Source organism: Thalassospira sp. A40-3 (assembly GCF_015871485.1).
Taxonomy (GTDB): Bacteria; Pseudomonadota; Alphaproteobacteria; order Rhodospirillales; family Thalassospiraceae; genus Thalassospira; species Thalassospira tepidiphila.
This window is the reverse complement of record NZ_CP065428.1, coordinates 1,647,464-1,669,504: the sequence shown is the minus strand read 5'-3', so window position 1 is coordinate 1,669,504 and position 22,041 is coordinate 1,647,464. Positions and strand designations below refer to the sequence as shown.

The 22,041-nt window shown below is 52.6% G+C and carries 21 protein-coding genes; 9 read left to right on the top strand and 12 right to left on the bottom strand.

Annotation, left to right across the window (positions count from 1 at the left end; genetic code table 11):
* The first annotated feature begins 67 nt into the window (after nucleotides 1–67).
* The 7 genes from IT893_RS07455 to IT893_RS07425 all read left to right on the top strand — a co-directional run bounded on the left by IT893_RS07455 (nucleotide 68) and on the right by IT893_RS07425 (nucleotide 7,730).
* Nucleotides 68–1,165 carry an ABC transporter ATP-binding protein gene (locus tag IT893_RS07455; RefSeq protein ID WP_197147361.1) on the top strand — a complete coding sequence of 366 codons (1,098 nt, stop codon included), beginning with the start codon at nucleotides 68–70 and terminating at the stop codon, nucleotides 1,163–1,165.
* A 29-nt stretch (nucleotides 1,166–1,194) separates the two neighbouring features.
* Nucleotides 1,195–2,571, top strand: coding sequence for an aspartate aminotransferase family protein (locus IT893_RS07450; protein ID WP_197147360.1), 1,377 nt, complete (start codon nucleotides 1,195–1,197; stop codon nucleotides 2,569–2,571).
* Nucleotides 2,568–3,497 (top strand): 3-keto-5-aminohexanoate cleavage protein, encoded by a 930-nt coding sequence (locus IT893_RS07445; RefSeq protein WP_197147359.1) that lies wholly within the window; start codon nucleotides 2,568–2,570, stop codon nucleotides 3,495–3,497. Before IT893_RS07450 ends, IT893_RS07445 begins: the two co-directional genes overlap by 4 nt.
* A gap of 56 nt (nucleotides 3,498–3,553) precedes the next feature.
* Nucleotides 3,554–4,597 (top strand): histone deacetylase family protein, encoded by a 1,044-nt coding sequence (locus tag IT893_RS07440; protein WP_197147358.1) that lies wholly within the window; start codon nucleotides 3,554–3,556, stop codon nucleotides 4,595–4,597.
* 11 nt (nucleotides 4,598–4,608) lie between these two features.
* On the top strand, nucleotides 4,609–5,754 hold the full coding sequence (locus IT893_RS07435; protein WP_197147357.1) for an FAD-binding oxidoreductase: 1,146 nt from the start codon (nucleotides 4,609–4,611) through the stop codon (nucleotides 5,752–5,754).
* A gap of 32 nt (nucleotides 5,755–5,786) precedes the next feature.
* On the top strand, nucleotides 5,787–7,073 hold the full coding sequence (locus tag IT893_RS07430; RefSeq protein WP_197147356.1) for an ArgE/DapE family deacylase: 1,287 nt from the start codon (nucleotides 5,787–5,789) through the stop codon (nucleotides 7,071–7,073).
* Between the two features lie 309 nt (nucleotides 7,074–7,382).
* Nucleotides 7,383–7,730 carry a RidA family protein gene (locus IT893_RS07425; RefSeq protein WP_008891872.1) on the top strand — a complete coding sequence of 116 codons (348 nt, stop codon included), beginning with the start codon at nucleotides 7,383–7,385 and terminating at the stop codon, nucleotides 7,728–7,730.
* A 79-nt stretch (nucleotides 7,731–7,809) separates the two neighbouring features.
* Here IT893_RS07425 and IT893_RS07420 read toward each other — a convergent pair whose 3' ends face one another.
* Entirely contained in the window at nucleotides 7,810–9,042 is a 1,233-nt protein-coding gene (locus tag IT893_RS07420; RefSeq protein WP_197147355.1) for a bifunctional alpha/beta hydrolase/OsmC family protein, read from the bottom strand.
* Between the two features lie 100 nt (nucleotides 9,043–9,142).
* Between IT893_RS07420 and IT893_RS07415 the strand changes: the two genes are divergently transcribed.
* Nucleotides 9,143–9,652, top strand: a complete 510-nt coding sequence (locus IT893_RS07415; RefSeq protein ID WP_197147354.1) for a GNAT family N-acetyltransferase — start codon at nucleotides 9,143–9,145, stop codon at nucleotides 9,650–9,652.
* Nucleotides 9,653–9,708: 56 nt separating this feature from the next.
* Here IT893_RS07415 and IT893_RS07410 read toward each other — a convergent pair whose 3' ends face one another.
* The 7 genes from IT893_RS07410 to IT893_RS07380 all read right to left on the bottom strand — a co-directional run bounded on the left by IT893_RS07410 (nucleotide 9,709) and on the right by IT893_RS07380 (nucleotide 16,225).
* Nucleotides 9,709–10,206, bottom strand: coding sequence for a thioesterase family protein (locus tag IT893_RS07410; RefSeq protein ID WP_063086916.1), 498 nt, complete (start codon nucleotides 10,204–10,206; stop codon nucleotides 9,709–9,711).
* On the bottom strand, nucleotides 10,203–11,144 hold the full coding sequence (locus IT893_RS07405; protein ID WP_197147353.1) for an ornithine cyclodeaminase family protein: 942 nt from the start codon (nucleotides 11,142–11,144) through the stop codon (nucleotides 10,203–10,205). Before IT893_RS07405 ends, IT893_RS07410 begins: the two co-directional genes overlap by 4 nt.
* Nucleotides 11,145–11,271: 127 nt before the next feature.
* Nucleotides 11,272–12,123 (bottom strand): alpha/beta hydrolase, encoded by an 852-nt coding sequence (locus tag IT893_RS07400; protein ID WP_197147352.1) that lies wholly within the window; start codon nucleotides 12,121–12,123, stop codon nucleotides 11,272–11,274.
* Between the two features lie 737 nt (nucleotides 12,124–12,860).
* Nucleotides 12,861–13,874 (bottom strand): pyruvate kinase, encoded by a 1,014-nt coding sequence (locus IT893_RS07395; RefSeq protein ID WP_197147351.1) that lies wholly within the window; start codon nucleotides 13,872–13,874, stop codon nucleotides 12,861–12,863.
* 1 nt (nucleotide 13,875) lies between these two features.
* Complete coding sequence (locus IT893_RS07390; protein ID WP_197147350.1) at nucleotides 13,876–14,835, bottom strand: beta-ribofuranosylaminobenzene 5'-phosphate synthase family protein; 960 nt, start codon at nucleotides 14,833–14,835, stop codon at nucleotides 13,876–13,878.
* 23 nt (nucleotides 14,836–14,858) lie between these two features.
* Nucleotides 14,859–15,650, bottom strand: coding sequence for a hypothetical protein (locus tag IT893_RS07385; RefSeq protein WP_197147349.1), 792 nt, complete (start codon nucleotides 15,648–15,650; stop codon nucleotides 14,859–14,861).
* A 50-nt stretch (nucleotides 15,651–15,700) separates the two neighbouring features.
* The gene (locus tag IT893_RS07380) at nucleotides 15,701–16,225 is read right to left on the bottom strand and encodes a hypothetical protein (RefSeq protein WP_197147348.1); all 525 of its coding nucleotides are present in this window, start codon (nucleotides 16,223–16,225) and stop codon (nucleotides 15,701–15,703) included.
* A gap of 412 nt (nucleotides 16,226–16,637) precedes the next feature.
* Here IT893_RS07380 and IT893_RS07375 point away from each other — a divergent pair, with 412 nt between their 5' ends.
* A complete protein-coding gene (locus IT893_RS07375) occupies nucleotides 16,638–17,069 on the top strand; it encodes a hypothetical protein (RefSeq protein WP_197147347.1) in 432 nt (143 codons plus the stop codon).
* Between the two features lie 116 nt (nucleotides 17,070–17,185).
* On the opposite strand, the gene IT893_RS07370 is transcribed toward IT893_RS07375, so the two are convergent.
* The 4 genes from IT893_RS07370 to IT893_RS07355 form a co-directional block, all read right to left on the bottom strand.
* Complete coding sequence (locus IT893_RS07370) at nucleotides 17,186–18,655, bottom strand: M81 family metallopeptidase (RefSeq protein ID WP_197147346.1); 1,470 nt, start codon at nucleotides 18,653–18,655, stop codon at nucleotides 17,186–17,188.
* Between the two features lie 87 nt (nucleotides 18,656–18,742).
* Nucleotides 18,743–19,798 (bottom strand): DctP family TRAP transporter solute-binding subunit, encoded by a 1,056-nt coding sequence (locus tag IT893_RS07365; protein WP_063086912.1) that lies wholly within the window; start codon nucleotides 19,796–19,798, stop codon nucleotides 18,743–18,745.
* A 97-nt stretch (nucleotides 19,799–19,895) separates the two neighbouring features.
* Nucleotides 19,896–21,176 carry a TRAP transporter large permease gene (locus IT893_RS07360; RefSeq protein ID WP_197147345.1) on the bottom strand — a complete coding sequence of 427 codons (1,281 nt, stop codon included), beginning with the start codon at nucleotides 21,174–21,176 and terminating at the stop codon, nucleotides 19,896–19,898.
* A complete protein-coding gene (locus IT893_RS07355) occupies nucleotides 21,173–21,694 on the bottom strand; it encodes a TRAP transporter small permease (RefSeq protein ID WP_008891881.1) in 522 nt (173 codons plus the stop codon). Before IT893_RS07355 ends, IT893_RS07360 begins: the two co-directional genes overlap by 4 nt.
* Nucleotides 21,695–22,041: the final 347 nt, after the last annotated feature.

Sequence of the window (22,041 nt, the reverse complement as noted above, 5' to 3'; positions counted from 1 at the left end):
ACAACCGGCCAGGACAGACTTGCCGCCTTATGACGGGTGCGGCGCAATTCAGACAGGGTATTTAACAATGGCAGACAGACAAAACGCTGTTGAACTGCACAATGTCGTTAAACGGTTTGGTGAATTCACAGCCGTCAAACGCATTGATTTGACCGTCCCGGACAACAGCTTTGTAACTTTCCTCGGTCCGTCGGGCTGTGGCAAGACAACGACGCTGCGCATGATTGCAGGTCTGACCGATATTACAGAAGGGGATCTTCTGATCCGCGGTAAACGGGTCAACAGCCTGCCGATCCACAAGCGCAATCTTGGCCTCGTGTTTCAGAACTATGCCCTGTTCCCGCACAAGACGATCTTTGACAACATCGCCTTTGGCCTGAAATACCGCAAGGTGTCGAAGGCCGACATTGCTGATAAGGTCAACAAGGCGCTTGATCTAGTTCAGTTGCCGCATGTTGCAGACCGTTATCCCAATCAGCTTTCCGGTGGCCAGCAGCAGCGTATTGCGCTCGCGCGTGCGATTGTGATTGAGCCGGATGTATTGCTGCTTGATGAACCGCTTTCGGCCCTTGATGCCAATCTGCGCGAAGAAATGCGGGTGGAACTGAAACGCATCCAGCGCGAGCTTGGTGTCGCCACCGTGTTCGTCACCCATGACCAGTCCGAGGCCCTTGCCATGTCCGACAAGCTGGTTGTCATGAATAATGGCTTTGTCGAACAGGAAGGCGCGCCCGAAGAAGTTTACAACAATCCGGCATCGGCCTTTGTTGCCGACTTCCTTGGTCATTCCAATATCATCCAAGCCAACCTTGGAAGCCCCGATGCCGCCTTTACCCAAGTCGCACTTGAAAGTGGGGAGACATTGCTGACCACGGACGAACAAACCGCCAAGGCAAAGAATTCAAAAGACGTTCGCGCCGTGATCCGGGCCGAGAAAATTGATCTTTCCGAAGAAAACCGCGCCACCGATGGCGTGATTTCCATCCCCGGCAAGGTCAAAACCGTTGACTATCTGGGCCAACAGGCCCGTTACTTTGTCGAGGCCAATGGCCGCGACTGGCAGGTCATCAACCCGATTGATGCCCACCCCCATAAGGAAGGGGCCGATATCTTCATGCATATCGCGGCCCGTAATTGTGTGTTGTTACCCGGCCATCAGGATTAATCCTCCGCCGGTTCAGGAGAGCCACCAGAATGACGCATGATCCCAAAAGCCCCGTCGGACATAACCGGGAATCCCGTCTGTTTTATCAAAGCCGGTCCCGCCGCCCGCTGATCGAACGATCAGAAGGCGTTTATATGTGGGATGTCGATGGCAAACGTTATATGGATGCGTCCAGCGGTGCCATGGTCAGCAATATCGGCCATAGCGACCCGCGCGTGATCGCCGCCATGACCAAGCAGCTTGAAAAGGCCAGCTTCGCCTATCGCCTGCATTTCGAAAATGACGCGGCCGAAGACCTTGCCATCCGCCTTGCCGACCGCGCACCGGGCGATCTTGAGCGCGTATTCTTTGTTTCTGGCGGGTCGGAGGCGGTTGAAAGCTGCATCAAGCTTACCCGTCAATATGCACTGGCCAAAGGCCAGGCACAGCGCACGAAAATCATCTCACGCTTTCCGAGCTATCATGGTGCGACCCTGGGTGCGCTTGCCATCACCGGCTATACGCCGATGCATGCGCCATTTGCCCCGATGATGGTCGATCAGCCGAAAATTCCCGCACCGACATGCTATCTGGATCGTGATGATCTGAGCGATCATGAGCGCGGCATCAAATATGCCAACATGCTTGAAGCCGAAATCATCAAACAGGGCCCGGAAACCGTTCTTGGTTTCATTATGGAACCAGTCGGTGGGGCGGCCACCGGCGCGCTTGTCGCCCCCGACAGTTACTATAGCCGCATTCGCGAGATCTGCGATCAGTACGGCATTCTTCTGATCTATGACGAGGTTATGACGGGGGCCGGGCGTACCGGCAAATATTTCGCCGCCGAGCATTGGGGCATCGTGCCCGATATCCTTGCCGTATCCAAGGGATTGGCCGCCGGTTATGCGCCGCTTGGTGCGATGATCGCACCGGATCGGATCGTGGGTCCGGTTCTTGATCATGGCGGGTTTATTCATGGCTATACCTATGCCGGCAACCCGTTGGCGTGTGCGGCGGGTAATGGTGTCCTTGATGTGATTGAAGAAGACAATCTGCTTGAAAATGCTGCGACCAATGGTGCTGCACTCAAGGATGAATTGACCAAACTTGCCGATGATTTCGCAATGATCGGCGATGTGCGTGGCAAGGGTTTGTTGCTGGCGGTTGAACTGGTCAAAGACCGCGACAGCATGGAACCACTTGATCCCAAACACATGGCGGCAGCGCGACTGGTTGATATCGCCTATGACATGGGCCTGATCATTTACTGGCGGCGCACACGCGGCGGGTATCGCGGTGATCATGTTATGGTCTGCCCGCCAATGACGATTACCAAGGAACAGTTTGCCGATATCCTTGTGCCGCTGCGCAAGGCATTGAGCGAACTGCAAGACGAACTCGAGAGCGCAGGAGCCTTCGCATGAGCCGCAAAGTCATCATCACCTGTGCGATTACCGGATCGGTTCATACCCCGTCCATGAGCCCGCATTTGCCGGTCACACCCGATGAAATCGCAAAGCAGGCGATTGATGCCGCCAATGCCGGGGCATCGATCCTGCATCTGCATGCGCGTGATCCCAAAACGGGGTATCCAAGCCCGGATCCGGACGTGTTCATGCAGTTCCTGCCAAAGATCAAAGCCGCAACCAATGCGGTAATCAACATTTCCACCGGTGGCGGCATGAACATGAATGTTCGTGACCGCATCCGGGCGGCACGCGAAGCCGCCCCGGAAATGGCATCGCTGAACATGGGCACGATGAATTTCGGCCTGTTCCCGGCCCTTGCCGGTCGCAGTGAATGGAAACATGACTGGGAACCGGAATTCCTCGAAAGCAGCCGCGACTTTGTTTTCAAGAACACGTTTTCAGACATCGAAACCATTCTGGCCGAACTGGGGGATGCCAATGGCACCCGGTTCGAGTTTGAATGCTATGACGTCGGCCATCTTTATACCCTGGCGCATTTCGTTGATCGCGGCCTGATCAAGGGACCGATTTTCATCCAGTTCGTGCTGGGCGTTCTGGGCGGCATTGGCGCCGATCCCGATAACCTGGCGCATCTGAAACGCACCGCAGACAAGCTGTTTGGTGATCAGTACCAGTTTTCTGTTCTGGGTGCGGGACGCCATCAGATGCCGCTTGGCAGCATGTCGGCCGCGATGGGCGGCAATGTGCGGGTAGGGCTTGAAGACAACCTTTACATCAAGAAGGGCGAGCTCGCGCCGGACAACGCATCGCAAGTGCGCAAAATCCGCGAAGTGCTTGACGGGTTGTCGCTTGAAATCGCAACCCCGGACGAGGCGCGCGCGATCCTGGGCCTGAAAGGCGGCGACAAGGTCGCCTTCTGACAGCAGCCCCGATAAAGCCACCACCGTTTGACCACATCACGTGAAAGGCGGCAAAGATGATGCATGCCTATTTCTCAGACGATCAGCTCCGTCATCATGGCAAAACATTCATTGTCGCGGGCGAAAAAAAGCCGATCCCCGAAGTCCCTGAACGTGCGGAAATCCTGCGCGGTGCGGTCGGGCGTCTGGGGCTTGATCTTCATGCCCCCAGTGATGCCGGGCTGGCCCCGATTGCCGCCATTCACGATGCGCAATATCTGAACTTCCTGCAGACCATTCACGATGAATGGCAGGATGTCGGGGGTGCAGAACAAGTCATTCCAAACATCCACCCATTTGATCGCACTGGCCCCTACCCGCGCCATCCTGCGGGTAAGGCGGGCTTTCACCTTGGCGATACATCCTGCCCTGTATCACGCACCACATGGCATTCAGCCTATGCCAGCGCGCAAACCGCAATTGCCGCCGCCCGCCATGTGCGTGATCAGGGGGCCAAGACCGCCTATGCCCTGTGCCGCCCGCCGGGACACCATGCCAGTGGCAATATCGCCGGCGGCTTTTGTTACCTGAACAACAGTGCGATTGCAGCCGAGGAACTGCGTGCGAAATATGACCGGGTCGCGATCCTTGATGTCGATCTGCATCATGGCAACGGGACCCAGCATATTTTCTATGACCGGTCTGATGTCATGACCCTTTCGATCCATGCAGATCCGATGGATTTTTATCCGTTCTATTGGGGCCATGCCGAGGAAGCTGGCGCACAGGACGGGCTTGGCTTTAACCATAATCAACCCCTGCCCCTTGGCAGTGGTGATGCGGTGTTTCTTGATGCGCTTGACCGGGCATTGGCAAGGATCGACGATTTCGGTGCGGATGCAGTTGTCATCGCGCTTGGCCTTGATGCATCACGCGATGATCCGTTTGGCGGATTGACGGTCAGCCCGGATGGTTTTGCCCGGATCGGCGAAAAGATTGGCACCCTTTCCTGCCCGACCGTTCTGGTGCAGGAAGGTGGTTATGTTAGTGAAACACTTGCAGAAAACCTTTATCAATTTATCAGCGGCTTTGGCGCGACCACCAAAACAAACCCGATTTAAGAAGGCCCCACATGACACATTCGGACATCCTGATCATCGGCGGCGGCATTGCCGGAATGTCAGCTGCATTCTTTTTGGCCAAGGCGGGTAAATCCGTCACGGTTCTCGAACGTGAAGACCAGCCGGGCTATCACAGCACTGGCCGCTCAGCAGCCCTTTATAGCGAGACCTATGGCCCGAAGATCATCCGCAAGATGTCGACCGCCAGCCGGGCTTTCTTCATCACCCCACCAGACGGGTTTACCGAAAACCCGATCCTGACCCCGCGCGGCATCATCATGACCGCCGCCCCCGGCGAAGAAGCCGAACTGGATGCCATCCTGACCGAGGGGCGCGCGAATGGCGCGAACTTTGTTGAACTGACGCCCGATGAGCTGAAGGAAATTGTGCCAGTCATTCACACCGACCGGGTGGCCAAGGCGGCCTATGAGCCGGATGCCATGGATATTGACGTGCATGCGCTTCACTGGGGCTTTATCCGCCAGTTCAAGGCGCTGGGCGGTTTGGTTATCACCAAGGCCGATGTCAGCGCGATTGGCAAAGCAGACGGCAAGTGGCAGGTCACGCTGGCCAAGGGCGATGTCTATACCGGTGATATCGTCGTCAATGCGGCTGGTGCCTGGGCCGATGAGATCGCAACCAAGGCCGGTATCAAACCGCTTGGCATCGTGCCCAAACGCCGCACAGCAGTGATGGTCGATTTGCCAGCCGACGTAAAGCCGCATGGCTGGCCGCTGGTCGCAAGCCTTGATGAAACGCTTTATTTCAAGGAAGATGCCGGTCGTTTGCTGGTGTCCCCGGCCGATACCACACCGACCGAGCCACATGATGTCCAGCCCGAAGAACTTGATATCGCGATTACCATTGATCGCCTGATGACGGCCACCAGCATCGAAGTCCGCCGTCCGGGTGAAAGCTGGGCCGGATTGCGCAGCTTCTTTGCCGATGGCGATCCGGTATCAAGCTTTGATCCGGCAGATGACAGTTTCTATTGGCTGGCCGGTCAAGGGGGTTACGGCATCCAGACCGCACCGGCGATGGGTGAATATGCCGCAAGCATCATCATCGGCAAGGGCGTCCCGCCGCAGATGGAAAAGCTTGGCATTACCACTGATGCGCTTTCGGCCACCCGCCCTACGCTTGTCAGCGGCAAGTAATCATCGGCCTCGACCGATCAGGAGAAAGACCAATGAGCCAGTTTGACCGTGCCACCCTGCGCAAAGCTGTTTCAAAGCGCACCCAAAGTGCGATTGATGATTTGTGTGCGCTGGTGCGTCATGACAGTCAGCTTGGCAATGAGGCATCTGCGCAAGGTTGGATTGCCGACAAGTTTGCTGCGATGGGGCTCGATGTCGAACGGGTCAAGATTGATATCAGCGCCTTACGCGATCAGCCGGGCTTTTCGCCGCCGGTGATTGACGGCTATGACGGGCGTGAAAACGTTGTTGGCCTGCACCGCCCGCAAAACCCGACGGGGCGCAGCCTGATCCTCAATGGTCATATGGATGTTGTGCCGACTGGCCCGGCGGAACAATGGCGGTTTGGTCCCTTCACGCCGCATGTCGAGGATGACTGGATTTACGGGCGTGGTGCGGGCGATATGAAGGCCGGGATCATTGCCTATTGCCAGGCGCTTCAGGCCCTGCACGATATCGGCCTTGAACCGGCTGGCGCCGTCACCCTGCAATCGGTCATCGAAGAAGAATGTACCGGCAACGGGGCGCTGGCGTGCCTGCATGCCGGGTACAAGGCCGATTGCGCCATCATTCCCGAACCGTTCAACCAGACCCTGATGACGGCCCAGCTTGGCGTCATGTGGTTTCAGATCCATGTATCGGGCAGCCCGGCACATGTTCTCGATACCTCTGCTGGCAGCAACGCGATTGAGGCAGCCTTTGGTTTCTTTGAAACGTTAAAGGAAGTTGAGGAAATCTGGAACCATCCGACCCATCGTCACGCAGCGTTTGGTGCGCATGTCCATCCGGTGAACTTCAATCTGGGCAAGATTGAAGGCGGCGAATGGGCATCGACCGTGCCGCCGGTTTGCACCGCTGATATCCGTGTCGGGTTCTATCCGGGCATGGAGCTTGAAAAGGTGCGCGAAACCATTGAGGCCGTGAAGCAAAGCGCGCTTGAAAACCACCCGGCTTGCAAAGGGGCCAAGATCGAGATCACCTATCGCGGTTTTCAGGCCGAGGGTTGCGAGATGGATATAAATCATCCGATGATGTCGATGATTGGCGACATTCATCAGGAAGTCACCGGCAAGGAGATCAGAAACCTTGCCTCGACCGCGACGACCGATGCGCGCTTTTTCCAGATTTATGGCAATATCCCAGCCACCTGTTATGGCCCGAAGGCCGAACGCATTCACGGGATTGACGAACGGGTTTCGATTGCGTCGATGATGGAAGTCACCGAGGTTCTTGCCCTGTTCATTGCCGACTGGTGCTGCGTACAAAAGCGTGCTAGCTAGGGTCGAAACTCGTTCACATGACCGATCCGGCAACTGATATGAGAGAAAAAGCTAGGAAAATGCCGCAGATCGGGGTGATCCCCGGTCAAGGGATTTGACGCAGAGGCTTTCTCTCATATCAGTTGTCCTTTGGATCACCCGGATTTGCACGGGCTATTTTGTCGCAAAACCTTGAAAGATGTATATCTTCCTGCGGTTTTGCTTCGCATATCCGCACAAATCCGGGCGACCGGAACGATTATGTGAACGAGTTTCGACCCTACATCCCAATTCGAATAATATATCCAATGCTTTAACAAGGAGCGTTTCATGAGCATCCAGCGTCTTCACACCGGCCCGCGTATGAGCCAGGCCGTTGTCCATGGCAACACCATCTATCTGGCCGGTCAGGTTGGTAACCCCGATAGCGACATCACCAACCAGACCAAGGAATGCCTTGAAAAGGTTGATGCGCTTCTGGCCGAATGCGGTTCGAGCAAAGAAAACATCCTGTCGACCACCGTCTGGCTTGCCGACATGAAAGACTTTGCCGCAATGAACGCCGTTTGGGATGCATGGGTCCCGCAGGGTCACACCCCGGGTCGTGCCTGCGGCGAAGCAAAGCTTGCCACCCCGGATTACCTGGTTGAGTTCATCGTGATTGCGGCCAAGCCGTAAGTCACTTTGACACGAACGAAAAAACGCCTGACACGGGAAACCGGTCAGGCGTTTTTTGTTCCGTCCGAAATCTGGCGGGCTAAACCCGGTCTTCGCGCGTGACGATCAGGGATGTCGCCTCAAGCGTTCTGTGCACCGGGCATTTATCAGCAATCTCGATCAAACGTTTCCGGGTGGCATCATCCAGATCGCCGGTGAACCGGATGATGCGCTCGAACCGGTCGATCTTGCCGCCTTTTGCCGAATGCTGTTCGCCGCATTCCGCACAATCTTCGGCATGGACTTTTTGATGCAGGACTTCAGCACGGATGGAATCAATCGGGATGCCCTTGTGATCGGCATACATCCGGATCGTCATCACTGTGCAACTGCCAAGGGCGGTTGACAGATAATCATAGGGCGACGGCCCACTATCGAGCCCACCGACCTTTTCCGGCTCATCCGCCAGCAGGCGGTGCTTGCCCGCCATGACCATCGACTGGAACTTGCCAAGACCGGTTTCACGGACAATCACACCTTCGCCGATATCCGGTTTTGCCGATTTGCCTGCCGGCAGATATCGCTTTGCCCATGCGGCAATCACGGATGCGGCGTACTGCGCATCATCAGGATCGCTCAGCAAATGGTCAGCCTGATCAAGCGAGACAAAGCTTTTGGGATGCTTGGCAGCGTCAAAAATCTTGCCGGCATTTTCAATCCCGACAGTCTGATCAAGCGGCGCATGCAAGACCAGAAGCGCCTTTTTCATCTTTGCCACCTGCGTTGGCAGATCATATCCACCAAGGTCATCGACAAACTGCTTGCGAATGACAAACGGCCGCCCGCCAAGGCAAACTTCGGCCTCGCCCTTTTCACGAATTTCATCAAGATGATCGGCAAAATTATGCGTTACATGATGAACATCTGCCGGTGCGCCTATGGTTGCAACCGCTGTTGCCTCCTTGATGCGATCGGCCACCGCCAGAACCGCCGCCCCACCAAGTGAATGTCCGATCAAAAGTTTGGGGGCCTCAAACGCGTCACGCAGGAAATCGGCCGCACGTTCGAGATCATCAAGGTTGGATGTAAAGTTGGTCGAGGCAAAATCACCGCCCGATCCGCCCAGCCCGGTAAAATCAAACCGCAGCACACCGATGCCCTCAATCGTGAGTGCCTCGGCAATTTTGCGGGCGGCGATCAGATCCTTGGTACAGGTAAAACAATGGGCAAACAGCGCATAGGCCTTGACCGGCCCGGTTGGCAGGTCCAGCCGTGCAGCCAGTTCGGCACCATGGGCCCCTTCAAATGTCACCTTGATCGGTTTTCCGGGCATTGTCATTCTCCTGACCTTTGAGGGGTGAAATCATACTGCTATTTCAGATAGTCCCCGATAATATCCTTCTTGATGCCACCGTAACACGGACAGTTCAGTGATGATCGTTCAAACCGAACGCACAATTTTGCGAGAAGCCACACATGACGACGCCCCGTTCATTCTTCAGCTGTTAAATGAGCCCGGATGGCTTCGGTTTATCGGTGATCGCAACATTCATGACCTTCAGGCGGCGCGGGACTATATCGATCTGCGTTTTCGCGAAAACTACGACAAGCTTGGCTTTGGAATGTGCCTTGCGCTTGAAAAGCACAGCCAAAGCCCGATTGGCCTGATCGGCTTTGTAAAGCGTGACACGCTTGATGCCCCTGATATCGGCTATGCCGTGACCGAGGCCCATCAGGGCAAGGGATATGCCTATGAAGTCAGTTCGGCACTAATCAATCATGGCTGGCATCATTACGGGTTTGACAAGATTTATGGCTATTGCCTGCCCGACAATGTCGCGTCCGTTCGGATGCTTGAAAAGCTTGGCCTGACTTATTTGCGCGATCAGGATGTCAATCAGTCTGGCGAAATGTGCAGGCTTTATATAGCAACCCGACCCTAATCCAGATTCAGCACACCAAAACAAAACCCCGCGATCTGATGATGCGGGGTTTTTGATTATTTGCGACGAATGCCGATCTTGCGACCAACCCCGGACGGGATGGGTAAATTGGCATGCGCGTCCTTGATCTTGTTTAGTGTTTCCATGATGTCATCGGGGAACGGGGCCGAACGCCGCTCCTTCATGTTGATATGCATGGTGATGATTTCATTGGTCGCGGCCAGCCAGCCTTCAGTGCCATGGCGCATTTCATGATACATGTGAATGCGTTTCTGATCGCAATCCAGAACACGGGTATGGATCACATACGGATCATCCTGATGAATTTCGCGATCATAGGTCACATGCATTTCAAGGCCAAAGGTCGATCCGCCGCGCCGTTCGGGATAGCTATATCCCATCCCCACCGCATCAAGAAACGCCATTGATCCCAGATCGAATGCCACCACGTAATAACCGACATTCATATGGCCGTTGAAATCAATCCATTCAGGTTTGATATGCCCGCGAAAGGCTTCAAGCGGTTCAGGCGCAAACAGATCGGTGCTGATCATTTTTCGACGGCCTTTACGACCGCAACCGCCGCGACGAAATCTTCAAGCGAATGACCAACCGATTTGAATACCGTGCATTCGCTATCCGTCTCGCGGCCCTTGACCTGCCCGCGGGTCAGGCCGAACAGATCGCCGATGATGTCGGATTTGGAAATCGCCCCGCTGTCGATGGCCTGAACGACGTCGCCGCCTTCGGCACTCGCTCCTTCGAAGCTATCGACATAGATGCGGCACTTCTGCATGACCGCGTCATCGGTTTCACGCATGGTCGGCTTAAACGCGCCGACCAGATCAACGTGCGTTCCTTCACGCAACCAGTCGCCATGTACCAGCGGCGCGGTCGACAGGGTTGCGCATGAAATCAGATCGGCCGTCTTGCATGCTGCTTCCAGATCATCGGTGCCCTTGGCATTAAAGCCGAGCTCGGCAATCTCGGCGGCGAGTTTTGCCGCCTTGTCGGGATTGCGGTTCCAGATCGTGACATTCTTGATCGGGCGGACCGACGCATGTGCCTTGATCAATTGTGGGGCCATCGCCCCGGACCCGACCATGACCATGTCGCTGGTATCCTTGCGCGCCAGATAGTCGCATGCCAATGCGGACGCAGCAGCCGTGCGGCGCGTGGTCAGTTTGGTGCCATCAATAACGGCGGATGGCTGGCCGGTAACCGCATCAAGCAAAACATAGGTGCCCGATACAGCCGGAAGATTGCGCGCCGAATTGCCCGGCACGACGGCGGCGATTTTCACACCGGCCGCACCATCCTTTTGCCAGGCCGGCATGATCAGGAATGTTGCGTCATCTTCGTTACTGCGTTCCATGTTGAAATGACTGCGCAGGGGTGCTTCGCAGCCTTGTTCGAACCCGTCGCGAAGGGCTTCGACCAGATCACGGGGCGAGACGAATTTTTCGATATCTTCGGCAGTAATGAAACGCATGGGCCTTCCTGTATAAGCATTTTTGTTTTCAGTGTGGTAGCGGTCAAATTTTATACCACGTTGAGCCACGCACGTCATAGGAAGACCGGCAGTTTTTTATGCTGTTTTGAAGGAATATCAGCGCGATTTACGGCAACAAAAACCGTTTGAGCGTGCCAAACAGGGATCCGGTGCCAAGGAACACTTCTTCAAGCACGGTAAAGTGGTTGGCACCCCATGCCTTGTAGACCGAAACCTTAAGCCCGGCGCTGCCACAATAGGCACCATAGGCATCGCTTTGGCGGACAAATTCGGGGCTTTCATTGCCGCCGACTACCACCATCAAACGCGCATCAAGCGGCACGCCGTCCAACATCGGTGAATTGTCGGCAGCCGATGCTTCGTCAAGGCGGACATCATCATTGATCGTCGTGTGCCGGATCGGTTCAAGGTCAAAAACACCGGAAATAGGCACAATGGCCTCAAACGGCATCGCATCACCAAGCGTTTCGGCCCAATCATGTGTGGCAAGGCGGGCGACGATCTGACCACCGGCGGAATGGCCCGAAATCGAAATCCGGTCACGGTCGCCGTTAAATTCTTCGATATGCTGATAGATATAGGCAATCGCGCGCACGGCTTCTTCGGTGATGTCGGCCACGGTTACATCCGGGCACAAATCATAATTCGGGCAGATGACCGTAAACCCGGCGGCCACCAGATCACGCGCGACAAAGGCGTAGTCCTTTTTGTCCTGACTGCGCCAATAACCACCATGGAAAAACACATGCACCGGTGCGCCCGGATCGGATGCCATGAAGATATCCATGGTTTCCTTGGGCCCGTCGCCATAGCGCACATCAATCTTGCCGCCAAGCTGGGCACGGGTTTCATCGGACAGTTTCACGAACCGTTCAAAATGGGTCATGAAGTCCGGCACGGTTTCGCGCGGATTATATTGCCATTCAAGCTCTGCTGCTGTGAACCCCCCCCAACCCATTGATACCTCGGTTTTTGTGGTGTGATATGTGTACGATCAAAACGTGCTAATCGATTTTTCTTCAGTTTTTCCCTGTTTGCAATCACTTCCCACATCGCATGCGTATTTTACCTAAATTCATCTTCAATGAGTGAACCGCAAGAAACTGAGTGCGAAAATGGGCAAGATCAATTTTATATCAAATGGATATATGATCATGTGTCCCGCCCCTCAAAGCCGATCCCCCCGCATCTCACAGGAACGCAACCAAATCTAGTAAATTCCGGTTCCGCCCGATATGGAGGCCTTTGTTAAGGCCGGTTGGTCGATGGTGAAAGAGGACTTAGGGGAAGACAGATTTTACGCCAGTGGAGCCTGTAAAGCCTATAGTGTCGACGCCTTAAAGATGATGTTCCCCTACTTTTCGCCTATTGAGACTAATGGCTGCACCAAGCTATTACAACCCAAGAGATCGAGTATGCCAAAGACCTTTTTGAAGATGTATTTCGCATAACCAAGCTTGAAAAACTCGACATAACAGGTAACCGAGAATTGGAGCACGAACACTTCAACAGCAGCGTCAAAAAATCAGATAGCCCAGAAGTCCTTTTGCTTTGGAAGACCTCTTAAAGCAAGCGAGTGGGAAATTGCTGATTACCGGTTTTGCCGACTATCAACCCAATCATGCCCCGGCGCAGAACCTAGTAAAACGCTAGATATTGGCATTAACGTTAACAAACGACACTCAGCCAAAACACTCATTGGTTTGCCAGCACAATGGACTTCAAATTACTAACACACTCGACGGGATTTCTGCCAATTGTTGAGGCAGATGAGAGTACTATCCCACTGGCCCCTTGGTTAACACAGACACTCACGTCAATGAACTCAGAATGGTTTGGTACGTCCGAATACAAAGTACTCTCAAAAAATCCTGTAGCGATGAGGCAAGGACAATCGTATTTTAAGCATGCTCTAGTAATTTCTGATTGCGCGAGGAAGAGGTTTTCAAATCCTACGCTAAGACTAAGGTCTCCACGACCGACCATAACTATGTCTGCCGCTTGACATATCTCCTCAACATTGGAAACGCCAACTATTGTTTCTATCTTTGCAACTACTTGAGGGCTGGGTACTTTGTATTTTTTAGCAATTCCATTCACAAAGCGCCGTATTTCTAAAACGTCCTCTTTACTCTCACAAAATGAACCTGCGATCATATCGAACTTAGACCTAACGCAGAAAATGGCGAGTTCTTTGTCTACTTTCGTGAATGAACTGATTACGGCAGAACCTCTAAATGTAAGAGAACGCTTGCGCTCAAGCACAAAGCTCTTGGAGAAGAAGCCATACAAACACCCCTCCTCCTGTCGAGTCACATTGAACTTCGCCTCTCCATCACCGACAATAAGAGAATCACCGACCATTAATCTTGACACATCGACATTCTGTGATAGCGCTAGCTTCCGTGAGGGTAAGTCTTCATCTTCCTCCCTCAAACTTATACACCACATTTCGTTACCACAGATCTGAATTGGCTCATTATTCTGTAGCCTTGGTTTACCTCCAGGTAGGTCGGCCAGAGTACTGACTTTACCTTCGAATTCGCTTGAAATCACTTGGACAGTTCGCAAATTCTCCAGATGCTTGCTCGGCGTTTCCTTTGACATCGGAAAACGAACCAAATTCAAGCCATTTGCCAACATAGCTCGAATACATACCTCGCTCCAACTAGCAGGCCCAATAGTCGCACCAAGAAAAAGATCACCCAAGTCATCTACCCCATGAAATACAGATTCGATCACCAAACCGATTTTTTAACGCTTGTTCAACTGGTAATAAATCCGTCCCAATCACTGCAATTGAAGGCCCCATACTAGACAGTGCATAGCCAATTCCTGAAAAACCATTTAGAAACTTGCGAAGCTGCAAAGTCAGTTCACTTTGTATTGTCCATTCAATTCTTTTAAATCCAATACCTTGGAACTTCACAATACCCTTGCAAAATCCATTTATGTCACCAGAAATTACACTTGGTAAAATATCCCAAAGCATTACAGCGGATGTCTCTTGAACCTCTTCTTTAGATAGTGGCAAGTTCTCCCTGAAAACATCGATTTCGCGAGCCCCACTGAAGCCCATCTCTCCAATCGAACGCACTAGAAGTATCTTCCACTCGACTGGAAACTCCAATTTGGTCAACACAGCAGGTTTACTTACATTATTGACCGAAGACGAGGGCATAAAATTGGCGGCGCTCGTTCTCCTTCGGCCGAGATCTACGACAAAACCCTTATCTAAGCAGACGTTAACCCCGACCCCAGATGTGCCGCCGCGACCAATTCGGCACCAGTCATTTTGCTGTAGTCCTTGCCCCAGCGCCTGCCTTATCGCGTTAACGACCCCTACGCGAAAAGAGGTTCCTGCTCCAAGCCCTACGTGGTGCGGCACACTCGATACAACGCTCAGCTCAAACGTCTTAATATCTGCGAAGTCACTAAGAGCCCGCTTGGCAAATTCTTCTAGATCAGATGATAACTTACCGCAGGACTCATTAACGTGAATTCTGGGTATTTTTGAACTAGTGGGTTTAAGAATAAACTCCCAATGGGGATTATCCAAAGCCACACCAGCCCCTCCATTCATATTTCGATAACTTTCACTTGTTTGTATCAATCCAAAATGAACCCTGGAAAATGATCGCGCAACGCACCCTTCAACAGCTTTAGTCACAGGGAAACCTCTCTCGACTAATTCTAAACCTGTTGCTCCTCTGCATCCTCGAACTCCTTTTCAAACTGTCGAAGATACAAAGAAAAAGCCTTCGGATTCACTTTCTTCTGATAAACCTCGTAGACTAAGTCCTCATCCACTTCCTGAAGCAATCTTGGTCGAACAAAGATAGTATTATTCACCCTAACCATAGTAATCGTTGGCGTTTTTGATGACCACTTAAGCCTAAAAATATCACGGCCATTTAAATTACTTGATAACTCTCTCCAAGCACGCGCTGTATCGTGTATCGATTGCCTCGTTTTCTCGGGGTCTCTTCCTTCTCTTGAACACAATGAACCTAAGCTCTCACTACTTGGATTCTGCGTCAAAAGACGCGCGACAACCTCCCTTTCCCCCAAAAGCTCTGCTTCAATTTGCTCTGCGATAAAGCTCTTCAAATTCAGGCCAAGAGCATCAATTTCCAGTTTATCTTTATAGGATACATTCTTAATCGCCTTGCTTACCTCTGTGGTAGGGTGCCTAGCAAAGACACTATGCAGATCGGGCACATCTAACGCCAATTTCCCAGATTCGATTACGCTGGATAAGTTAGCCATACAATCGCCGACGCTGAGGAGTTGTTTATGATAGCTATCTGAAACGCTTCGCATCTCCCAAGATTCGGTTGCCTTCACCACAAGAAAAATAAGCGCCACCAGTGCAGATGCAGCGATAGAACTAGAAAGACTCAGGAAGTACCCTTTCTCAGCAACCCAGCTTGGAACATACACTTCCATAAACCCAGGGTAATTAACCAAAAGCGCAACAAGCATTAGAATTATCGCCGCCAAGACAGTGACAATAAAACTGTTAAAATACCTCATCATCCCCCCCAGATACGTAAGATTTTTCTTGCAATTTCCGAAAGACTTTCCCCTCCATCAAAAACCACATCGCACGACTTAACAGCTTCCTCGACCCCCCACCTATGCTCCGCCATATCTCGCATCAGCCAATCTTCGAAGCATTCTTCGCTCTCCTTGTGTCGTATCCTATTTTTGTGCCGAGCGGCTCTTAAATCAAAATTTGTTAGCAAACCGATACTAATAGCTGGATAAAAATTTTCTTTTAAAAAATTCACTTCGCTAGCAGTTCGAGGGCCAACTATTATTCCCCCATGAAAAACTCCATGTTTTTTTTTAAATATCTCTACAAAATATTCATATCCATACTTCGAAAATATAACATCAACATACTTAAAAGCACTCAATCCACTCGTACCTGACTTTTCTTTTACTATACTCCCAATTTCGTAAATATCCGCATTACCTATATTTGCCAAAATTTCCGCGAGACTACTTTTTCCGGCGGCAGAAGCTCCACATATAATTATATTACTTTTGACCATTTCCGCCCTAAAATAACTTAGACAACATCACCCATTGAGAGTTATCGAAACTCTCTGCGAGAAACGAGAAAATCAAGCATGCCACCCCAAAAACCACTGATCAAGAGCTCACAAAAGCTTGTAAGCAAAACGCACTGGTGCCATAGCTTTATCCGCCAAGAACAACCATAAGTAGACAAACACCAACACTGCAACAAAAAAAACAGATCATAAATTCGCGAACTTGTAATCGGTGATTTTGTCCCCTTAACGCATCAACTCCTAAGACCTGCAGCCAATGCAAACAACTTATCGCCCCTAAACTAGATGTCGCCGACACCGATAATGTCGTCTAACTGGCTACACTTTAGGTCTGTAAGCATAGAGATGGGAAAACCATTATTTCGGGAAAGAGTAGGCGGATGAAAAATCGATGATTCTCGACTTTGCCGACCATGTACCCAATCACGACCCGGCGAAATTTCCGGAATTTTCCGATCTGAATTGTGCTTGGTTACAAAACCGTATCGCCCGAAGCGATATCAACGGCTTTGGTGGCATCACCAAAAGCAAAAACCGAACGGCAGACAAGATTCTGAAGGACTTCGTCGGACAGTTTCACGAACCGTTCAAAATGGGTCATGAAGTCCGGCACGGTTTCGCGCGGATTATATTGCCATTCAAGCTCTGCTGCTGTGAAACCGCCCCAAGCCATCGGAACCTCATTATTATCGGTGAAAACGATCTCGCCCGGTTCAATCTTTCTTTAATTTCGGATTGTTTGCAAACACTTCGCAAAATAGATGGTGCTTTTAACCGAACTCACCAACGCGTCCCGATCGCTCCCGCAAAAAAAGGGCCATGACCGGGCGTTAACCCCAATCATGGCCCCAATCCTTGACCAGTCCCTTGCAGGGAGACTTTTTAACGGCTCGAATGTGTGGCTTTTGAACCGCTTGCGACTGGCACAAGGTAAACTTTCTAACCGGCTTTCTTTTCGAACGGATCTTCGACAATCGGCCACAGGGCGCGGGTCAAATGGCGATATCCGTTCGTTTTCGGGTCGGACGGGTATGGTCCGTGCACATCGACATAAATGATCTCGCCCGCGATCTTGGCAAACGAGTCATAAAAATGGTTCGTCGATTTGATAAACAGGTATTTCTTCGATACCGGATCGATACCCATGTTGGAAAACAGGCTGGGATCAAAGCTTTGCGACCGGTTGGTATTGAGGATCACCTCTCCCCCGTCGGGCAGGATGATCACGGCGCAATCACCAAGCGGAACGATGCTTTCACCGAAATACTGCCAGGCATCGCGTTTCAAGGTTTTGACCCGGACCTCGGCATCAATCGGTGCACCGGCATGCGCACCGGTTTTTCCGCCAAAACGCAGGGGCAAAACCGCCCCCTCGCCCGCGGAAAAACAGGTCCGTACTGCCATCGGATCCCACAGGGTGCCAAAGGCATAATCGTTAAGTCCGCGTTCAATTGCGGCACGCAGCAAAATGGTGCTATCGCCCGGAACACCGCCGCCCGGATTGTCCCAGACATCGGTCAGGACAATCGGTTTGGCATCGGATGCCAGCGCCTGATCAAGGGCATCATCGGGTTTGGCAAAATCAGGCCGGGTGGCCCCACGGAAACCAAACAACTCAACCCCCAGGTTTCGTGCTATCTGCCTGGCTTCCGCAGGGTTATCGTTGGTAGTGACAATGACCTTGGCCCCAAGATCGGGCACGTCACCGGCCATAAATCCGTGAATGAAGGATACTGACAGAATATTGCCTGTTCCTTCCATCGCCTTTGCCCGGTCAATGAATGACCGCATCGGTTCGCGCGAGGTCGGCAGCACCTCGATCATATGGCAGTCAAAAACTTCCTTGGTCGGTTTGATTTCGCCGCGCAATGTGCGCAATACAAGATCAACCACAGCCCGCCCGGTTTCGACAAAATCGGTATGCGGGAATTCCTTGAACGCGACAATAATGTCAGCGTTATCAATGCGTTTCGCAGTCAAATGACTGTGCGGATCAAAGCTTGTGCCGATCACGACATCAGGGCCGACCAGTGCGCGAATGCGTGCAATCAGGTCACCTTCGCAATCAAGATAATCCTGGGCCACCATCGCCCCATGCAGACCAAGGATCACACCATCGACCGGCATGGCCGCACGCAATTGTCCAAGCACCTCGTCGCGCAACTGTTCATAAGTTGCACGGTTGACCAATCCACCCGGTTCGGCCCAGGTGGCGGTGCCTTCGATCAGATCCCAGCCTTCCTTGGCGGCACGCAGGCGGCCTTCGGTGAAGACGGCACTGCACAGTGTCGGGGTGACCGGATGCTGGCCCGGCGGGGCATAAAAGCTTTCCTGAAAATCGGAAAAATCAGTGCGCAAAGGTGAAAATGTATTGGTCTCGGTTGCAATCGAGGCGCAAAAAATCCGCATGGCCCGTGCCTTTGTTATTGGTCTTTTGATATCAGCTAAAGAATTCCGAAGGGGCGAGAACCCCGCCCCTTCGGCAATTGGAATGGCTTATTCCATGTAGCGGTTGGCGTTGGCCTTCTCGACTTCTTCCTTGAACAGGTTCAGAAGTTTGACACCTTCATCGCCAAGGCTTTCCTGAACGTGTTTGACCACGACCGGCTGGGTTGCCTCTTTGAACTTTTCACGGTCTTCAGCCGACAGCGCGGTGATTTCCATTTTGTCCTTAAGACCGGCAAGACCACGATCAGATGCCTCGATCACACGCGACACGCCACGGCTTGCAACAACGCAAGACTGTGCAGCGTAACGAATGATTTTCTGCTGATCGGCGGTCAGGTCATCCCAGAATGCCTTCGAAAGCATCATGGTGTAAGGCGAGAACAGGTGGTTGGTCAGGGTCAAATACCCCTGAACTTCGTTGAACTTGGCAAAGGTCACGGTCGGAACCGGGTTCATCTGACCATCGATCACACCGGTCTGAAGACCGGCATAAACTTCGCCCCAGGCCATCGGATATGCTTCGGCACCAAGGGCCTGCATGATTTTCTGATGGGATGGCAGCGACATAGTACGAATGCGGATACCCTTGAAATCTTCAAGCGTTGCAATCGAATGCTGCGAGTTGGTCACAGCAAAGAACCCGCCGGTATCCGGGAAGCCAAGAACCTTCACATCACCCAGTTCGCCTTCGATGTCGCTTGCAAGCGTCTCGCCAAACGGACCATCAAACACATCATAGGTCGATGCGTTGCTATCAAACGCAAAGGCAAGGTTCAGAACGTCGATGCGCGGATAGTAAGACGCCAGTGCACCGGTAGAGGTCAGCGTGCCCTGGATCAGACCATCACGGACCATCTGAACATGTTCGGCAGCCGAACCAAGCTGGTTGGACGGATAAACTTCGACTTCGATTTCGCCGTTGGTGTCGGCTTCGACGATGTTGGCGAAAACAGCCGTGCAGGCATGTGCCGGGTTTTCAAACGGGTCGGTCTTGTTGTCGTGCGCGAATTTAAGAACCTTCGGCTCGGCGAATGCCATCGAGGTGCTGCCCATCAGCATCGCGGTTGCAAGGGCGGCTGCGCCCAAACGCTTTACGGTTTTCATTTCTACCTCTCCTTGATTTAACGACTTTATGTGTCCGGCGTTATTGTGGTGTGCGCCCCGGCCCGGACCTGACCGGGGCTATATTCATCCCGATGACCTACCGGAAGCCCAGCAATCGCGGTATCACGAGGGCAAGGTCCGACCAGAAGGCAAACAGGAACAGCACGCCCAGCTCGGCCAAAAGGAATGGCCAAAGTTGTGCGGCAATCTTTTCAAGCTTTTCACCTGTGACCGATGACAGGACAAACAGACAGGCCCCGACAGGCGGCGTCATCAGCGAGATGTTAAGTGCCAGGATAAAGATGATCCCGGCATGGATCGGATCCATGCCGATCTGAACGGTCAGCGGCACCAGAACCGGGGCCAGAATGATCAGGATGGCGTTGATATCCATCACCATGCCGATCATCAAAAGCAGACCGACAATCATGAAAATCACGATGTAGGGATTTTCTGAAATGCCCAGAACCATGCTGGCGACTTCTTGCGGGATGCGGTTGAAGCTCAACCACCAGCCAAGGATCGACGCAAAGGCAATGATGACAAAGATCACCCCGGTCACACGTGCCGTGCGCACCAGCATCTTGAAGAAATCAGCAAAACTAAGCGCGCGGTAAACAAACACACCAATGAACAGGGCATAGGCCACGGCAACCGATGCGGCCTCGGTCGGGGTGACGATCCCGCCAAGGATACCGCCCAGAATGATCAATGGCATGATGAGTGCGGTGATCGATGATTTGAAAATCTTCCAGACTTCCAAAAGCGACGCGCGACGTTCGTTCTTTGGCAGGTTCTTGGACCGTGCGGTAACGGCAATCACCGTCATGCAGATCAGACAGATCATAAGTCCGGGCAGGATACCGGCGGCAAACAAACCGCCGATCGAAACGCCCATCAGTGATCCATAGACAACCATCAAACCCGATGGCGGAATGGTCGGCCCGATGATCGATCCGGCGGCAGTCACCGCGCAGGCATAGTCACGGCGATATCCGCGTTCGACCATGGCCGGTACCAGCGTCTTGCCAAAGGCCGCGGCATCGGCGGTTGCCGCCCCGGTCAAACCGGCAAAGAAAACAGATGCCAGCATGTTGGTATGCGCCAACCCGCCCCGCATATGTCCGACGAGTGCTTGGGCGAATTTCACCAACCGGCTGGTAATGCCGATATGGTTCATGATTTCGCCAGCCAGAATAAAGAACGGCATGGCAAGGAACGGGAAAACATTCAGCCCGTTAAAGACCTTGCTTGGGCCCTGGGACAAGAACATCCCCCCGCCCATGTCAAACAGGCCAACGACGCCTGCCACACCCAGGGCAAAGCCAATCGGCATGCCCAGAACCATCAGAACGACAAAGATAATGGCGACGATCATTCTGCGCCCTCCGCAAGATCAACCGGGACAAAACGGCCCTGATCACGCAAGGCAACGAGGAGGAGCTGAATGGCTGCAAGCAATGCCGAAACCGGCACGGCCGCATACGGCAGTGCCAGTGACATGCCGAAAATCATCGCCTGACGGCGCATGCCGCCTTGGGCAAAATCAAATCCATAAATCGCAAGGTAAAGGAAGGCTGCGAGCGCAATCAGATCCACCAGAAACAGGATTGTGCGCTGGATCGGCATCGGCAGGCTTAGAACAAACATGCCAATCCCGATATGTTCGCGCCGCGCAATCCCGGCCGAGATCGCCAGAAGTGCTGCCCAGATCATCAGATAGCGCGCCAGTTCTTCTGGCCACGGCAGTTGCCAATGGAATAAATATCGGTCAACGACACCCAGCCAGACGTCCAGAACAAGAACAAGCATCAGAACCGCTATGATGCGTTCAACTACCCAATTCAGGCACCGGCTTGCGGTTGCAGCTGTGGTTTCAATACGGCGTAAAGCCATCTCCGCCAAACTCTCCACTGATCAAATGTTATGTAATTTTTCTACATACTGAGGTCCATTTTGTAGTTTGTCTACATTATTTATCTCCGAAGTTTCACATTTTTGCTCTTAAACTGACTTTTATACTGCTATAAGTAGCTTAACTACATTATGATGTTTCGCAGTGACCCAGTTTTGATCAGACTCGCAGGCAGGAAATTCACCAATTGGATCTAGGATTAAGACGCCCAGGATCCCATGGACCCAAAGCCCGAAACAGCAACTTCGCCGTCTCGTGCATTGAATAACTACATGGTCGATTTCGACCGGGTTAATGTCGGGCAAAACGTTGATATTTGATGTGAGAA

Coding starts and splice junctions, on each gene's coding strand:
- IT893_RS07385 (WP_197147349.1), bottom strand. CDS start 15,650: ATGCTTGTTGCGCTTTTGGTTAATTACCCTGGGTTTATGGAAGTGTAT.
- IT893_RS07360 (WP_197147345.1), bottom strand. CDS start 21,176: ATGATCGTCGCCATTATCTTTGTCGTTCTGATGGTTCTGGGCATGCCG.
- IT893_RS07355 (WP_008891881.1), bottom strand. CDS start 21,694: ATGGCTTTACGCCGTATTGAAACCACAGCTGCAACCGCAAGCCGGTGC.
- IT893_RS07400 (WP_197147352.1), bottom strand. CDS start 12,123: ATGGGTTGGGGGGGGTTCACAGCAGCAGAGCTTGAATGGCAATATAAT.
- IT893_RS07415 (WP_197147354.1), top strand. CDS start 9,143: ATGATCGTTCAAACCGAACGCACAATTTTGCGAGAAGCCACACATGAC.
- IT893_RS07375 (WP_197147347.1), top strand. CDS start 16,638: ATGATTCTCGACTTTGCCGACCATGTACCCAATCACGACCCGGCGAAA.
- IT893_RS07445 (WP_197147359.1), top strand. CDS start 2,568: ATGAGCCGCAAAGTCATCATCACCTGTGCGATTACCGGATCGGTTCAT.
- IT893_RS07435 (WP_197147357.1), top strand. CDS start 4,609: ATGACACATTCGGACATCCTGATCATCGGCGGCGGCATTGCCGGAATG.
- IT893_RS07365 (WP_063086912.1), bottom strand. CDS start 19,798: ATGAAAACCGTAAAGCGTTTGGGCGCAGCCGCCCTTGCAACCGCGATG.
- IT893_RS07380 (WP_197147348.1), bottom strand. CDS start 16,225: ATGGTCAAAAGTAATATAATTATATGTGGAGCTTCTGCCGCCGGAAAA.
- IT893_RS07440 (WP_197147358.1), top strand. CDS start 3,554: ATGATGCATGCCTATTTCTCAGACGATCAGCTCCGTCATCATGGCAAA.
- IT893_RS07410 (WP_063086916.1), bottom strand. CDS start 10,206: ATGATCAGCACCGATCTGTTTGCGCCTGAACCGCTTGAAGCCTTTCGC.
- IT893_RS07450 (WP_197147360.1), top strand. CDS start 1,195: ATGACGCATGATCCCAAAAGCCCCGTCGGACATAACCGGGAATCCCGT.
- IT893_RS07420 (WP_197147355.1), bottom strand. CDS start 9,042: ATGCCCGGAAAACCGATCAAGGTGACATTTGAAGGGGCCCATGGTGCC.
- IT893_RS07370 (WP_197147346.1), bottom strand. CDS start 18,655: ATGCGGATTTTTTGCGCCTCGATTGCAACCGAGACCAATACATTTTCA.
- IT893_RS07430 (WP_197147356.1), top strand. CDS start 5,787: ATGAGCCAGTTTGACCGTGCCACCCTGCGCAAAGCTGTTTCAAAGCGC.
- IT893_RS07455 (WP_197147361.1), top strand. CDS start 68: ATGGCAGACAGACAAAACGCTGTTGAACTGCACAATGTCGTTAAACGG.
- IT893_RS07405 (WP_197147353.1), bottom strand. CDS start 11,144: ATGCGTTTCATTACTGCCGAAGATATCGAAAAATTCGTCTCGCCCCGT.
- IT893_RS07425 (WP_008891872.1), top strand. CDS start 7,383: ATGAGCATCCAGCGTCTTCACACCGGCCCGCGTATGAGCCAGGCCGTT.